This is a genomic window from Streptomyces xiamenensis, from assembly GCF_000993785.3.
GTDB classification, from domain to species: domain Bacteria; phylum Actinomycetota; class Actinomycetes; order Streptomycetales; family Streptomycetaceae; genus Streptomyces; species Streptomyces xiamenensis.
This window is the reverse complement of sequence record NZ_CP009922.3, coordinates 5,849,337-5,862,949: the sequence shown is the minus strand read 5'-3', so window position 1 is coordinate 5,862,949 and position 13,613 is coordinate 5,849,337. Positions and strand designations below refer to the sequence as shown.

The 13,613-nt window shown below is 71.9% G+C and carries 10 protein-coding genes; 5 read left to right on the top strand and 5 right to left on the bottom strand.

Annotation, left to right across the window (positions count from 1 at the left end):
* Nucleotides 1-16: 16 nt before the first annotated feature.
* A complete protein-coding gene (locus tag SXIM_RS26690) occupies nucleotides 17-508 on the bottom strand; it encodes an MBL fold metallo-hydrolase (protein ID WP_078847050.1) in 492 nt (163 codons plus the stop codon).
* 276 nt (nucleotides 509-784) lie between these two features.
* Here SXIM_RS26690 and SXIM_RS26685 point away from each other — a divergent pair, with 276 nt between their 5' ends.
* Nucleotides 785-1,213, top strand: coding sequence for a hypothetical protein (locus tag SXIM_RS26685; RefSeq protein WP_030737904.1), 429 nt, complete (start codon nucleotides 785-787; stop codon nucleotides 1,211-1,213).
* 7 nt (nucleotides 1,214-1,220) lie between these two features.
* Complete coding sequence (locus SXIM_RS26680; RefSeq protein ID WP_046725303.1) at nucleotides 1,221-5,078, top strand: nSTAND1 domain-containing NTPase; 3,858 nt, start codon at nucleotides 1,221-1,223, stop codon at nucleotides 5,076-5,078.
* Between the two features lie 79 nt (nucleotides 5,079-5,157).
* Here SXIM_RS26680 and SXIM_RS26675 read toward each other — a convergent pair whose 3' ends face one another.
* Genes SXIM_RS26675 through SXIM_RS26665 form a run of 3 tightly spaced genes read right to left on the bottom strand, consistent with a single transcriptional unit; the run spans nucleotide 5,158 to nucleotide 8,352 of the window.
* Nucleotides 5,158-6,498 carry an ABC transporter substrate-binding protein gene (locus SXIM_RS26675; RefSeq protein WP_078847049.1) on the bottom strand — a complete coding sequence of 447 codons (1,341 nt, stop codon included), beginning with the start codon at nucleotides 6,496-6,498 and terminating at the stop codon, nucleotides 5,158-5,160.
* A 2-nt stretch (nucleotides 6,499-6,500) separates the two neighbouring features.
* Nucleotides 6,501-7,412: a carbohydrate ABC transporter permease gene (locus tag SXIM_RS26670; RefSeq protein ID WP_030737894.1), complete on the bottom strand. Its 912-nt coding sequence runs from the start codon at nucleotides 7,410-7,412 to the stop codon at nucleotides 6,501-6,503.
* Entirely contained in the window at nucleotides 7,405-8,352 is a 948-nt protein-coding gene (locus SXIM_RS26665; protein ID WP_030737891.1) for a carbohydrate ABC transporter permease, read from the bottom strand. Before SXIM_RS26665 ends, SXIM_RS26670 begins: the two co-directional genes overlap by 8 nt.
* 542 nt (nucleotides 8,353-8,894) lie before the next feature.
* On the opposite strand from SXIM_RS26665, the gene SXIM_RS26660 reads away from it, so the two are divergent.
* The gene (locus SXIM_RS26660) at nucleotides 8,895-9,944 is read left to right on the top strand and encodes a LacI family DNA-binding transcriptional regulator (RefSeq protein ID WP_046725301.1); all 1,050 of its coding nucleotides are present in this window, start codon (nucleotides 8,895-8,897) and stop codon (nucleotides 9,942-9,944) included.
* A 123-nt stretch (nucleotides 9,945-10,067) separates the two neighbouring features.
* On the opposite strand, the gene SXIM_RS26655 is transcribed toward SXIM_RS26660, so the two are convergent.
* The gene (locus SXIM_RS26655; RefSeq protein ID WP_046725300.1) at nucleotides 10,068-11,105 is read right to left on the bottom strand and encodes a LacI family DNA-binding transcriptional regulator; all 1,038 of its coding nucleotides are present in this window, start codon (nucleotides 11,103-11,105) and stop codon (nucleotides 10,068-10,070) included.
* Nucleotides 11,106-11,282: 177 nt separating this feature from the next.
* Between SXIM_RS26655 and SXIM_RS26650 the strand changes: the two genes are divergently transcribed.
* On the top strand, nucleotides 11,283-12,626 hold the full coding sequence (locus SXIM_RS26650; RefSeq protein WP_046725299.1) for an extracellular solute-binding protein: 1,344 nt from the start codon (nucleotides 11,283-11,285) through the stop codon (nucleotides 12,624-12,626).
* 32 nt (nucleotides 12,627-12,658) lie between these two features.
* On the top strand, nucleotides 12,659-13,612 hold the full coding sequence (locus SXIM_RS26645; protein WP_046725298.1) for a carbohydrate ABC transporter permease: 954 nt from the start codon (nucleotides 12,659-12,661) through the stop codon (nucleotides 13,610-13,612).
* Nucleotide 13,613 lies beyond the last annotated feature (1 nt).

Genomic DNA, 13,613 nt, shown 5'->3' with positions numbered 1-13,613 from the left:
AACGCCGTGCGGCGGCTCAGGCGTAGCAGCTCAGGGGCTTGCCGCCGTTGTAGGTGATCATGTCGTTGAGGGCTGCGGCCTGGTCGATCCGGGCGCCCGGGTCGGCGCCGTTCAGTTCCGCGTAGGCGCGGTGCAGGTTTCCGACGAGGCGTTCGGGGTCGAGGAGTTCGCGGAACGCCCCGAGGTCGGTCTCCCGTGCGGCGTCCAGCGGTGTGAGGCCCGCCTCGTGGCCGCGCCGGGCGAGGTCCTGGACGAAGCGCAGGTAGGCACCGACCCGATCGATGACCTCCGGACCGCAGACCGGGCCTTGCCCGGGCACGATCGTCTCGGGATTCAGGGCCCGCAGGGTCTCCAGCGCGCGCAGGGCGCCGCTGATCGATCCCTGGAGGAGGAAGGGGGTGCCGCCGTTGAAGAGCAGATCACCGCTGAACAGCAGTCGGCGCTCGGGGATCCACAGCACGGAGTCGTCGGTCGTGTGGGCGGGGGTGCCGAACTCACCGGGTGACACCGCCCGAGGTCATCGATACCAGCACGCTGATCACCTTGCTGGTGGCTCGTTCCTGTGCTGCCGCTGCCGGGTCCGCGCACGGGGCCACCCCGTTCGCGCGGACCGGGGGAAGCCTGTCCGCCCGCACCCCCTGTTCAAGCGGGGCCCCCGCCGGCGTGCCGACGCCCGTCCGGCGGTCACCGGCCACCGTCGGCCCTCTGGCGGCCGGGTCGTTCCGCCCTCACACTGTCAATTTCACGCCCAGTACACCTATCGCGCGACAGTACGGGGGAACCGATGGACGAAGAACTCGCCTCGCTCGCCGCGTCGGCGGCCACATCGGTCGTCGACTCACTGGCCACGGACGCCTGGGAAGGAGTGCGCGACGACGTGGTGCGGCTGTGGACCCGGCACGACCCGGCGGCGGACGGCGCGCCCGGGAGCGAACTGGACGCGGCACGCGCGCTGCTGCTGACCCCGGGCCGGCGGGAGGCGCGGGGTCGACTCGTGGCCGACTGGGAGGAACGGTTCCGGGGCTTGCTGCGGGCCGAACCGGCCGCGGCCGAGGCCCTGTCCCGTCTGGTCTCCGAGATCGTCGCCGGGGCCGGCGGCGACGCCCCCGCAGCGGCGAAGGAGACCACGGTGACCCGTACCGAGATGCGCGCCGAGGCGAGCGGCAGAGCCCAGATCTACCAGGCCGGGAACAACATCACGACCCAGCGGTAGGCCCTGAGTGGCACCCGGCGCGGAACCACCGCAACCGCACGTCGAGTTGCGTGCCTGGGCGAGCGGTCACGGCGCCGTCAACCAGGCGGGCCGCGATCTCGTCATCGTGTACGGAGGGGTGACGCGGCACCTCCACGAGCATTTCCACGCGGGCGCGGAGGCCGACGAACGGACCCTGACGCCGTCGTCCGTCGACACCTGCCCCTACCCCGGGCTGCGTCCCTTCGACGTGGACGACGCCGGATGGTTCTTCGGCCGCGAGACACTGGTCAGCCGGCTGATCGGCGGGCTGGAGCTGTCCCTCGCCGACCGGTACCCGCTGGCGGTCGTCGCGCCGTCCGGCGCCGGAAAGTCCTCGCTCCTGCGCGCCGGTCTCCTGGACGCGCTGCGGCGGGGTCAGCTTCCCGGATCGCGGTCCTGGCCCCATCTGCTGCTGACCCCCACCGATGACCCGCTCGCCGCGCTCACCTCGGGCTTCTCCCGGCTCACCGGGACCGGGGAGAGTCGTCTGCGGGCGGCCCTGGACGCCGGACCCGGCCCGCTCCGGGAACTCCTGCGGGAACGGCTGGCCCTCCCCGCGGGCGGCCGGCTGGTGCTGGTCGTCGACCAGTTGGAGGAGCTGTTCACCGCCGGCCGGAGCGAGGACGCCCGGCGCCGGTTCATCGACGCCATCGCCGGGCTGACCGGCGGCGACGATCCGGTGGCCGTGGCCGTGTACGGCCTGCGGGCGGACGCCTACGGGCCCTGCGCGGCCTTTCCCCACCTGCGGGAGGCCCTGACCCACCGCCAGGTCATCGTCGGACCGATGTCGGAGGACGAGGTGCGCCGCGCCATGACCAGGCCCGCCGAACGCGCCGGTCTGGTGCTGGCGCCCGGCCTGGTCGATGTCATCCTGCGCGACCTGCGCGGCACCGCCCCCCGGGACGACGGCGCCTACGAGACGGGGCGGCTGCCCCTGCTCGCCCACGCCCTGCGCGCCACCTGGCAACAGCGCCGGGACGACACCCTGACGGTGGGCAGCTACCGCGACACGGGCGGCATCGGCGGGGCGGTCCAGGCCACCGCCGAGGCGGAGTTCGCCCGGCTGGACCCCGGCGCGCGCCGGACGGCACGTCAGCTCTTCCTCGGCCTGGTGCGGATCGGTGAGAACGGCGAGGTGTCCCGTCGCCGCCGCACCCGGACCGATCTGTTGCTGGCGACCTCGGCGCCGGGCTCCGTTCCCGCCGTCGTCGACCGGTTCACCGGCGCCCGCCTGTTCACCCAGGGCGTGCTGCGCGGCGAGGGCACCGTCGAGGTCACGCACGAGGCGCTGCTGTGGGCGTGGCCCAGGCTGCGCGGCTGGATCGCGGAGGCGGGCAGCGGTGCACTGATCCGGCAGGAACTGGAGGACACCGCGCTCGGCTGGGAACGTGGCGGGCGCCGGGACGCGGGCGTCCTGTTGCGCGGCACCCGCCTGGAGGCGGCGGACTCCTGGGCGCGGCAGGCCGGTCCCGAGCACATCAGCCCCGTGGTCCTCGCGTTCCTCGGTCTCTCACGGCGGCAGGCGAGGCGGAACCGAAGGCTGCGCAACGGGGCGGTGTCCGTGACCACGGTGCTGGCCCTGATCGCGACGGGGCTGGCCGTGTTCGCCTTCGACCAGCGCGGTGAGAGCCTGCGGCAGCGTGATGAGGCGATCTTCAACCGGGTCAGTGCCGAGGCGGACCGCCGCCGTGACGGCGATCCGGCCCTGGCGGCGCAGCTCGACCTGGTGGCGGACACGATGCGCTCCACGCCGCAGACCAGGACCCGGCTCATGGAAACGGCGGGGGCGGTGCTGCCCGCGTCGGTGCCGGAGCAGAACGGCATCGTGCACTCCGTGGCGTTCGGCGCCGACGGCACCCTGGCCACCGGCTCCGACGCCGTACGGCTGTGGGACACCGCACGGCCGCCGGACCTGTCCGAGCTGGCCTCCGTGGAGGGCTCCGGAAGAGGGGCCCGGGTCTCGGCGTCCTACGACGCCGAGGGCGAGCTGCTGGCCGTGGGAACCGGCGACGGGCAGTTGCGGATCCTGGACGCGTCGGACGCCGGTCACCCCGTGCCGCTGTCGGAGTGGGTCGCGGTGGCGGATGGCCCCGTGGCCAATCCCCGGTTCAGCCCGGACGGCCGGACCCTCGCCTTCGCCAGTACCACCTACACCGACGGGGCCACCACGGCGGTCGTGCAGTTGTGGGACGTGACCGACCCCGGCCGGCCGCGCCCGCTGAGCACCGCGCTGTCCTCCCCGGGGCAGAGCATCGCGTCCGTGGCCTTCAACCCGGCGGGTACGGTGCTGGCCGCAGGCGGCGGAACGGCGCCCGGGAGCGACCAGGCGCACCTGCTGCGGCTGTGGGACGTGACCGACCCGTCGAACCCCGTCGGTCTGGGCGGCGATCTCGGCGGTCACTCGGCGGTCGTCAACCAGGTGGCCTTCAGCCCGCTGACCGATCTGCTGGCCAGCGCGGGCAGTGACAACCGCGTGCTGCTGTGGGACGTGTCGCGGCCGCGCGCACCACAACTCGTCCAGCAGCTCTTCCTCAACAGCGTGGCCGCTTCGGTCGCGTTCAGCCCGGACGCGCGGCTGCTGGCCACCGGGGAGAACTCGGGCAGCGTCCATCTGTGGAACGTCGGAGCCCCCGCGTCGGCCCGCGTCATCGGCCCGCCGCTGCGCGGCCACACCGCCACCGTCGCCGGCCTGGCCTTCGCACCCGGCGGCCGGATGCTGGCCAGTGGCAGCGGGGACGGCGCCGCCTTGGTGTGGCGGCTTCCGCCGTCGATGGCCGTCGCGGAGTCCGGGGCCGCGGTCTCGGCCCTGGCCGTGAGCGGGGACGGGGAACTCCTGGCGGTGGCCTCGGGTTCGCTGGTCTCGCTGTGGGACGTCTCGGACCCCACCCGGCTGGCCCGGGTCGGTGCCCTGCCGCTGTTGTCCTCCGCCGTGAACGCCCTGGCCTTCCGGGAGGCGGGTGGTGGCCCGGCACTGCTGGCCACCGGCGGTGACGCCGGCGAGGTCCGGCTGTGGGACGTGTCCGAGCCGGGCCGGCCGCGCGCGAGGGCACGGCCGGCTCAGGTCACGTACGAGGCGGTGCACGGCCTGGTCTTCGACGCGTCGGGGGACACCCTGGTCGCCACCACGATGATGCTGCAGGGCGGGTACAGGGGCGGGGTGTACGCGTGGGACGTCAGCGATCCGGAGCAGCCCGGGGTACTGGACATCGACCCGTCCGACCAGCGCGCGCTGCCTGTCAAAGGGCTGGCCGCCGCCCCCGACGGCGGCCATGTCTACACCGGCGAGTACTTCGCTCCGGGGTCGCTCGGTGTGTGGCGGACCGGACAGGGCGAGGCCCCCTCCCCCACGGGCCGCACGAACACCGGACAGATCGTCATGTCGCTGGCGGCCGATCCGCGGGGCGGCCTCGTCGCCACCGGCACGGGCGAGAGCGAGGTGTGGCTGTGGGACGTGTCCCTGCCGTCCGCCCCCGGGTCCCCCCATGGTCCGCTGAGCGCCGGGGGGATCGCGTCCAGTGTGGGGTTCTCCCCCGACGGCGGACTGCTCGCGGCCGGGAACAGCGTCGGGGAGATCCGGCTGTGGGACACCGCCGACCCCTCCCGGCCGGAGCCCTGGGGTCTGCCGGTGGGCGGCCACGGGAGCGACGTCGTGGCACTGCGGTTCGGTCCGGTGGAGGGGACGCTGTTCACCGGCGGCCGGGACGGCACGGTGCGCGTGCGGCAGACCGATCCGGCCGCGGCCCGTGAGGTGCTGTGCTCGGTGACGGGTGCCGCCATGACACCCGAGCGCTGGGACACGTATGTGTCCCCGGACCTGCCCTACGACCCGCCCTGCGCGACCTGAGGGCGTTCGCCGGCCGGGAGGCGAACCCGGCACCGCGCCCGCGGGGTTGTGGGGTGCGGTGCCGTCCGTCCGCGGGGGTTCAGCCCGCGGCGCGGATCGAGTCGCCGAGTTCGCCGAGGAAGGATTCGGCGGCCTCCTCCGGTGAGGTCTCACCGAAGATGACCTGCTGGTAGTAGCGCGTCAGGATCACCTCGATGTCGCTGGCACCGTTGGGGGTGATGGGCGGGGTGTCACCGACTTCGCCGGACATGGCCTCGGTGAAGGCGAGCGCTTCCTGTCCGCCGGCGTCCAGGGTGGGCTGCACGGCTTCGCGGAAGGCCGGGTTCCCCGGCTCGCCGCGGTCGAGGCCGAAGAGTTCGGCGACGCGGACGTCGTTGGTGAGGAAGTCGATCAGCAGGGCGGCTTCGGCGGGGTGGGAGGAGGTGGACGCGCCGGCCCAGTACATGGAGGGCTTGAGGTACTGGAACCCCTCGGGGGTCTGCGCGTCAGCTGGCCAGTTCACCAGGGTGAAGTCGAAGTCCGGGGCCGCCGCCCGGTACGAGGAGAACTGACCGGCCGGGATGAAGGCCATGGCGGTCTCCCCGGTGACCAGGGACGTCTGGTCGAGGGGCAGGCCGATCTTCTCGCTGATCCGGGCGACGCCGGGAGCGGCCCCGCTGTCGATGAGGTCCAGGACCCGTTGCCAGTAGCCGGCCAGTACGTCCGTGGGCAGGGCGAGTTGACCGTCGGAGTCGAACAGTTGCGCGCCGTGCTGGCGGGCCCAGACGGTGAGGGTGAAGGCGTCGACGCCGAAGGGGCTGACACCGCTCACCTCTCCCCCGGATGCCTGGCCGAGTGCGACGGAAGCCTCTTCGAGGTCCTCCCACGTCCAGGTGTCGGTGTCCGGCAGGTCGACGCCGTACCGCTCGAAGAGTGTGGTGTTGACGGCGACGCCGTTGGTGGTGGCGCCGGTCGGGACGGCGTACAGGGTGTCGCCGACCCGGCCGGAGTCCAGGACGGCGTCGGGCAGGTCGGACGGGTCGAGGATGTTGTCGACGGTGGACAGGTCGAGCAGGGCGCCTCGTTCGGCGTAGGAGGAGAGGTAGAGCTGGTCGAACTGGACGACGTCGGCCATGTCCCCGGCGGCGGTCGCGGTCGCCATCCGGTCCCAGTAGCCGTTCCAGTCGGAGTAGACGGCCTCGACGGTGATGTTGGGGTGGTCCGCCTCGAAGAGTTCGATGGCCTCCATGGTCGCCTGGGTGCGGGCGCCGGCCCCCCACCAGGCGAAGCTGATGGTGACGTCCTTCTCGCTCAGCTCGGGGTGCAGCACCGGATCGGCTCCCACCCCGCAGGCGGCGACGGCGAGCAGCGCGGTGCCGGCCGCCAGAGCGGCCCTGGCACGGTACGGGGCGCGGTGGGGCATGGTGATCGGTCTCCTCATCGCTATTTCCCGCCGGTGGTGGCGATGCCGCGCAGCAGGAAACGCTGGCCGAACAGGAACACCAGGAACACCGGTATGAGGGAGACGACGCTCATCGCGAACATGGCGCCGAAATCGGACTGGGTCTGGGCGTCGATGAACGACCGCAGAGCCACGGGAACGGTGTAGAGGTCAGGCTTGGTGACGAAGATCAACTGGGTGAAGAAGTCGTTCCACGTCCAGATGAAGGTGAAAATCGCCGTGGTGGCCAGCGCCGGGACCATCAGTGGCAGCATGATCTGCCCGTAGATCCGGGCGTGACCGGCACCGTCGATACGTGCCGCCTCATCCAGTTCCCGGGGAATGCCACGGATGAACTGCACCATCAGGAAGATGAAGAACGCGTCGGTGGCCAGCAGTTTCGGCACGATCAGCGGCAGATACGTATTGATCCAGCCCAACTGCGCGTACACCACGTACTGCGGGATGATCAGCACGTGGATCGGCAGCATGATCGTCACCAGCATGGCCATGAACGCCCACCGCCGCCACCGGAACTGAAGCCGGGCGAAAGCGTAGGCGGCCATGGAACAGGACACCAGGTTCCCGATCACCGAACCGAGCACCACCAGGAACGAGTTCAGCAGATACGTACTGAACGGATACGCCAGCGCGTTCCAGCCGTTCGGGTAGTGATCGAGGTCGAAGGTGTCGACGAACAGCCCGGAGCTGGTGAAGATGTCGGCGTTCGGGCGCAGCGAACTGGCCACCATCCACAGCAGCGGATACAGCATCAGCAGCGCGACAATGATCAGCCCGGTGTGCTTGAGAAAACTGCCCGCACGACGGCGCAACCGCCGCCCCCGATACGGGTCGGACAGGGATTCGGGCGCGGGGCGCGGGCGCGTGACGGGCTTCGGTGAGGTATCAGTCATTGTAGAAAACCCAATACTTGGACGCCCAGAAGTTCACCGCGGTGAACGCTCCGATGATCAGCAGAAGCAGCCACGCCAGCGCCGACGCGTAACCCATGCGGAAACTGGTGAACCCCTCCTGGTAGAGGTAGAGCGAGAAGAACAGCGTCGAGTCACTGGGCCCGCCTGTCCCGCCCGAGACGATGAACGCCTGGGTGAAGGACTGGAAACTCCCGATCAACCCGAGCACCAGGTTGAAGAAGATGATCGGACTCAGCAGCGGCAGCGTGATCGAGAACAGCTGCCGCCGCCTGGAGGCCCCATCGGTGGCCGCCGCCTCGTACAGCTCTCGCGGAATCTGCCGCAGCCCCGCCAGGAAGATCACCATCGGCGCGCCGAACGTCCACACGTGCAGAATGATCAGTGTGCCCAGCGCGGTGTCCGGATCGGACACCCAGCCCGGGCCCTCGATACCGAACAGGGCCAGGAAGGCGTTCACCAGGCCCTGGGCCCCGAACACCAGTCGCCACAGCACGGCGATGGCGACACTGGCGCCCAGCAGCGAGGGCAGGTAGAGGACGGAGCGGTAGAGCGGCAGACCGCGGACACCGCGGTCCAGCAGCAGCGCCAGAGCGAGCGCCACCATCAGCTGCAACGGCACCGCCACCAGCACGTAGACGAACGTGACCTGCAGGGACTGCGCGAGACGTTCGTCGGACAGCATCCGGCGGATATTGTCCAGGCCGGTGAACTGCGGGTCCTGCAGCAGGTTGTAGTCCGTGAACGCCAGATACAGCGAGGCGATCATCGGGCCGATGGTGATACCGAGCAGTCCCAGCACCCACGGCGCCAGGAAGAGCGCTGCCGCCTTGTTGTCGCGGTTCCGTTCTCTTCGCTCCCCGTCGCCCGCCCGTGTGCCGCGTGACTTGCTGAGCGTGCGGAACTCGCCCAGCGCGCTCATCCGGAGCGTCCCTCGCGTTGTGGTGTCGGATCCACCTGCTCCTCCTCGCGTGCGTGGGTCGGGGCCGTGGCACCGGAAGACGGCGCGGGTGTCCCTCGCGTGCCGTCCCTCGGGGGCTGGTCCTCCCCGCGTCCCGTGCCGGGAGGTGCTGCCGTGCGGCGTGTGTTCCGGCGGGCCGTCCCAGGGCTCCGACCGGCTTCGCGGCGGTGTCCACCGCCGGTGTGCTGTCCCGTTTCTCACGGCCTGACAGGTCGCCGTTGGCCGCACTCAGCGTGCGCCCTCCCAGGGGTCGCCTGTGGAGGGGCCGCGCGATCCGGCCGGCGTGTAAGCGCTTGCCGCGAGATGTTAGGAGCGCGGATATCGGTAACACAAGACTGTGGGGGCATCTCTTTCGCGAAAGGGCCGCGCCGCTTCCGGAGGGACACACCGTGTTCCCACCCGCCCCACGCGGGGGCAGACTCAGGGCGACGCGGCGGGCCCCAACCCTGGTACCGGGGTTCCGTGGCGGCGTCCGGAAGCGGTTCGGGAGAAGGGGGGGCGGGATGCCCGGGGAGCTGAACGTGGGCGCCGGGGAGCGCGGGAGACGGCCGGCGACGATCTATGACGTCGCGCGACTGGCCGGGGTCTCCCACATGACGGTGTCGCGCTATCTGCGCGGCACGACCGGGGTCGGGGCGGAATCGGGCCGCAAGGTCGCGCGGGCGGTGGCGCTGCTGGACTACCGGCCCAACCGGATGGCGCGGATCATGCGCACCCGCAGGTCGGACCGGATCGCCGTGATCCTGCCCGACGCGACCGGCATGATGCCGACCCGGCTGCTCACCGGGGCCGCCCGTGCCGCGCACGAGGCGGGGTACCTGCTCGACCTGGTCGCCCTGGAGGGGGACGCCGCCGCCCGGGCGGAGCGCATTCACACGCTCCTGCGGCCCGAGTACGTCGCGGGGATCGTGGCCTTCACCCCCCTGCACGCGTGGACGGGGGACCGCGCGCCGACCGAGATGGCGGTGCCGGTGGTGGTCGACGGGGAGTACGACGACAACATGCGCGCCCAGGGAGTGCTCGCGGACGCCACGCCGGCGGCGGGCATCGTCCGCCACCTGGCCGGGCTCGGGCACCGTCGCTTCCTCCACGTCGCCGGGCCCCAGGCGTGGGCGTCGGCGCGCAACCGGCGGGCGGTGTACGAGGCCACCGTCGCCGAACTGGGCCTGGAGTCCTACGGGGTGGCCCCGGGCGACTGGGGGGCGGAGGCGGGCCGGCGGGCGGCCGGGTGGCTGCCGGGGTCCGGGGTGACGGCGGTGTTCGCGGCGAACGACCGGACCGCCTTCGGGGTGGTCCAGGGGCTGCGCGAGCTGGGCATCGACGTGCCGGGACAGGTCAGTGTCTTCGGGTGGGACGACGACGAGATCGGCCGCTGCCTCGTCCCCGCGCTGTCGACGGTCAGCGTCGACCGGGAGCGGCAGGGAGGCGATGCCGTGCGGCGGCTGCTGGCGCTGCTGAACGGTCAGGAGCCGGCCGCCCCGCCGGAGGCCGGGGCGCTGAACCGGCTGGTGGTGCGCGATTCGACGGGCCCGGCACCAACGCGCGCCGTGTGATCCGGCCCGGCGCGGGGAGGGTGCGCGCACCGGGCGGCGAGGTGGACGGGCGTGACCCCGGTGTGCCCCTCTCGCACACGGTCTCGCGGGGGTTCGGGCCCGGCGCGGGGCCGGCCGGCCGGGTCAGGCGCGGGAACCGGTGCCCATGCTGCTCTCGCGCACCAGCAGGCGGTGCGCCACCACCCGTTCCCGTGGCGGTGTGATGGCGCCCCCGGTGTCCCGTTCGGAGATCCGGACCATGAGCAGTTCCAGGGCGACGCGCGCCACGGCGTGTTTGTCGGGTGCCACGGTCGTCAGGGACGGCACGCTGAACCGGCCGCCCTCCACGTCGTCGAAACCCACCACCGCCACGTCCTCGGGCACCCGCAGCCCCCGGTCGTGCAGCTCCCGCATGGCGCCGAGCGCCAGTTGGTCGTTGAGGCACAGCAGCCCGTCCGGCGTCTCCCCGGCGTCCAGCAGGCGGCGTACCGCCAGCGCGCCGTCCAGGGCCCGGAAGTTCTCGACCCGCAGCAGTACCGCCGGGTCCCAGGGCAGGCCCGCGGCCTCCAGCGCGGCCCGGTGGCCGGCGCTGCGCACCTCGGCGGTGCCCGGTTCCGTGCCCTCCTTGCCGCCGATCACCCAGATGCGGCGGCGGCCGAGTTCCAGCAGGTGAACGGTCGCCTCGCGGGCGGCCCGTTCGTTGTCGATGGCGACATGGTCGGCCTGCCCGGGGCGTACCCGCTCGCCGAGCAGTACGGTCGGCGGGGCGCCGGGGCGGTCGCGCAGATCCGTGCCCGTGAGGGTCAGCGGGCTGAGGATCAGGCCGTCGGCGAAGTCCGATCCGAACCCCTCCAGGGCCGCCAGTTCCCGGCGCCGGTCCTCGCGGGTCTGGTGCACCAGGACCGTCATCGCGTTCCGTTCGGCCTCGGTGATGATCAGCGTGGCGAGGTCCGCGAAGTAGGGGATGTCGAGTTCGGGGACGACCAGCGCGATGATGCCCGTTCTGCCCCGGCGCAGATGCCGGCCGGCGAGGTTCACGCGGTAGCCCAGCTCGTCGATGGCCTCCCGCACGGCGGTGCGGGTCCGTTCCGAGACATGCGCGTAGTCGTTGATCACGTTGGAGACGGTCTTCTCCGAGACGCCCGCGCGTCGCGCCACGTCCTTGATCCTGGGTCGCGCCACCCGTACCTCCTGAGCCGGTCACCGATCGTACGGGCCGCACGGCGGCCCCGACCACCGGTTATCACCATCCGTGGGCGGCCCGGCGACGCAAAGCCATCCTGTCACTTCTCTTTACAGCCGTTGTACATCGATGTAAAAACTCCGGAACAACCCAGCGTCGGGTCCGAGAGGTGTGAGATGACCGGTGCACATCCCAGGCGCCGCGACCGGTTCACGGTGGACCGGCGGCGGTTTCTGCGGCTCTCCCTGACCGCCTCCGGAGCGGCGCTCGCCCCCGGTCTGCTCGCCGGCTGCGGCGCCCCGGCCCCCGGCGGTGACGGCCTGGGGCTGAAGATCTGGGACCTGTTCTCCGGCGGCGACGGCCTGCTGATGGACGAGATGATGGACACCGTCAGCGGCGGGCCCGAGGGCTTCACCCTGGACCGCACCATCCTGGAGTGGGGACCGTCGTACTACACCAAACTGGCCATGGCCGCCGCGGGCGGCCGGGCGCCCGACGTCGCGGTGCTCCATCTGTCGCGGATGCCGGGGTACGCGCCCGGCGGGCTGCTCGATCCCTTCGACATGGAGCTGCTGGCCGAATTCGGCGTCACCCGTGAGGACTTCCCGCCGGCCCTGTGGGAACGGGCCCAGTGGGAGGGCACGCTGTACGCCGTCCCCCTGGACACCCACCCGTTCATCGTCTTCTACGACCTGGACGTGGCCGAACGGGCGGGCGTGCTGGACGGTGAGGGCCGGCTGATCCAGCCCGGTTCGCCCGGCGCGATGCTGGAGACCAGCGCGGCACTCGCCGAGGCGCAGGGCGGGGCCGGGCTGCTGTTCGGCCATGTGACCGACCCCGCCCAGAACTGGCGGATCTTCAACGCCCTGTACGCGCAGACCGGCGCCACCTTCGGCCTGCCCGAGTCGGGCCCTGCCATCGACACCGACGCGGCGGTGCGCGTCGTGTCCTTCCTCCAGGAGCTCTTCGACGGCCGCACCAACCCCAACCACCTGGACTACTTCGGCGCCCTGGCGTCCTTCACCGAGAGCCGCGGCGCCATGATCGCCGTCGGCGAGTGGGAGCTGCCCACCCTGCGCAGCACCGGCATCCGGCTGGGCGCCGCGCCGTTCGTCAACGTCTTCGGCGAACCCGCCGTCGCCACCGACTCGCACAGCTACGTACTCCCCCGGCAGGAGAGCCCCGACCCGGCGCGGCGGCGCGAGGCGCACCGCTATGTGGCGGCCATGCTCCGGCAGAGCCTCACCTGGGCCAGTGCCGGCCACATACCCGCCTATCAGCCGGTCCTGGCCGAACCCGGGTACGCCGACCTGGATCCGCAGTCCTTCTACACCGAGGCGGGCGACCTGGCCGTACTGGACCCGCCCGCCTGGTTCGCCGGCTCCGGGTCGCTCTTCCAGGACCGGATGTCGCAGGCCATTCAGCCCGCGCTGCTGGGCAACGCGTCCGCCGAGGCGGCGGTGGGGCGGATGGTCCGCGAGTGCGCGGACCTCCTCGACCAGCCGAACCCCGTCCGGTGACCCGGCCCACGGAGAGAGAGGGAGCGCGCCCGATGAGCACCAAGGCTTCCCCGAAGACCGTCGCCGCGCGCGACGGCGGTGGCGGCGGCGTTCCGGAGCCGTCGCCGGCCGCGGGCCGTTCCGGAGCGCGAAGGCGCCCGAGCGGAGGGTGGTTCGTCCTGCCCTTCGCCCTGTGCTTCGGGCTGTTCATGCTGTGGCCCATCGTCCACGGCATCACGATGAGCTTCACCGACGAGTCGCTCACCCTCGCCGGGACCTCGTTCGTCGGCTTCGACAACTACGCGGAGGCCTTCGGCGACGCGGCGGTGTGGAACGCCCTGGGCAACACGCTGTTCTTCACGCTGATCACCACCGTGCCCCTGGTGCTGATCGCCCTGGCGATGGCCCTGCTGGTGCACACCGGTCTGGCGGGCCAGTGGCTGTGGCGGCTGGCGTTCTTCGCCCCGTACCTGCTGCCGGTCGCCGTGGTGACGCTGATCTGGCAGTGGGTGTACCAGCCCGATCTGGGCCTGGCCAACCAGCTGCTGGAAGCCCTGGGCTTCGCCCCGGTGGGCTGGCTCTCCGACGAGGCGGTCGCCATGTGGGCGATCGCGCTGCTCACCGTCTGGTGGACCGTCGGCTTCAACTTCCTGCTCTATCTCGCGGCGCTCCAGTCGCTGCCCGACACGCTCTTCGAGGCGGCGGCCCTGGACGGCGCCGGCGCCTGGCGGCGGCTGTGGTCCATCACGCTGCCCCAGTTGCGGCGCACCACGGTGCTGGTCGGCATGCTCCAGGTCCTCGCCTCGCTCAAGGTGTTCGACCAGATCTACATCCTCACCAAGGGCGGGCCCAACGACAGCACCCGCCCCATCCTGGAGTACATCTACGACGTCGGGTTCACCGGCTACCGGCTGGGTTACGCCTCCGCCATCTCCTATCTCTTCTTCGCGCTGATCATCGTCATCTCCATCGCCCAGCTGCGGTTCTTCCCGCGTCAGGAGGGCTGAC

What these genes read in the sequence shown, in the direction of transcription:
- SXIM_RS26665 (WP_030737891.1), bottom strand. Translation starts at nt 8,352, where the DNA reads ATGAGCGCGCTGGGCGAGTTCCGCACGCTCAGCAAGTCACGCGGCACA.
- SXIM_RS26670 (WP_030737894.1), bottom strand. Translation starts at nt 7,412, where the DNA reads ATGACTGATACCTCACCGAAGCCCGTCACGCGCCCGCGCCCCGCGCCC.
- SXIM_RS26660 (WP_046725301.1), top strand. Translation starts at nt 8,895, where the DNA reads ATGCCCGGGGAGCTGAACGTGGGCGCCGGGGAGCGCGGGAGACGGCCG.
- SXIM_RS26650 (WP_046725299.1), top strand. Translation starts at nt 11,283, where the DNA reads ATGACCGGTGCACATCCCAGGCGCCGCGACCGGTTCACGGTGGACCGG.
- SXIM_RS26675 (WP_078847049.1), bottom strand. Translation starts at nt 6,498, where the DNA reads ATGAGGAGACCGATCACCATGCCCCACCGCGCCCCGTACCGTGCCAGG.
- SXIM_RS26645 (WP_046725298.1), top strand. Translation starts at nt 12,659, where the DNA reads ATGAGCACCAAGGCTTCCCCGAAGACCGTCGCCGCGCGCGACGGCGGT.
- SXIM_RS26685 (WP_030737904.1), top strand. Translation starts at nt 785, where the DNA reads ATGGACGAAGAACTCGCCTCGCTCGCCGCGTCGGCGGCCACATCGGTC.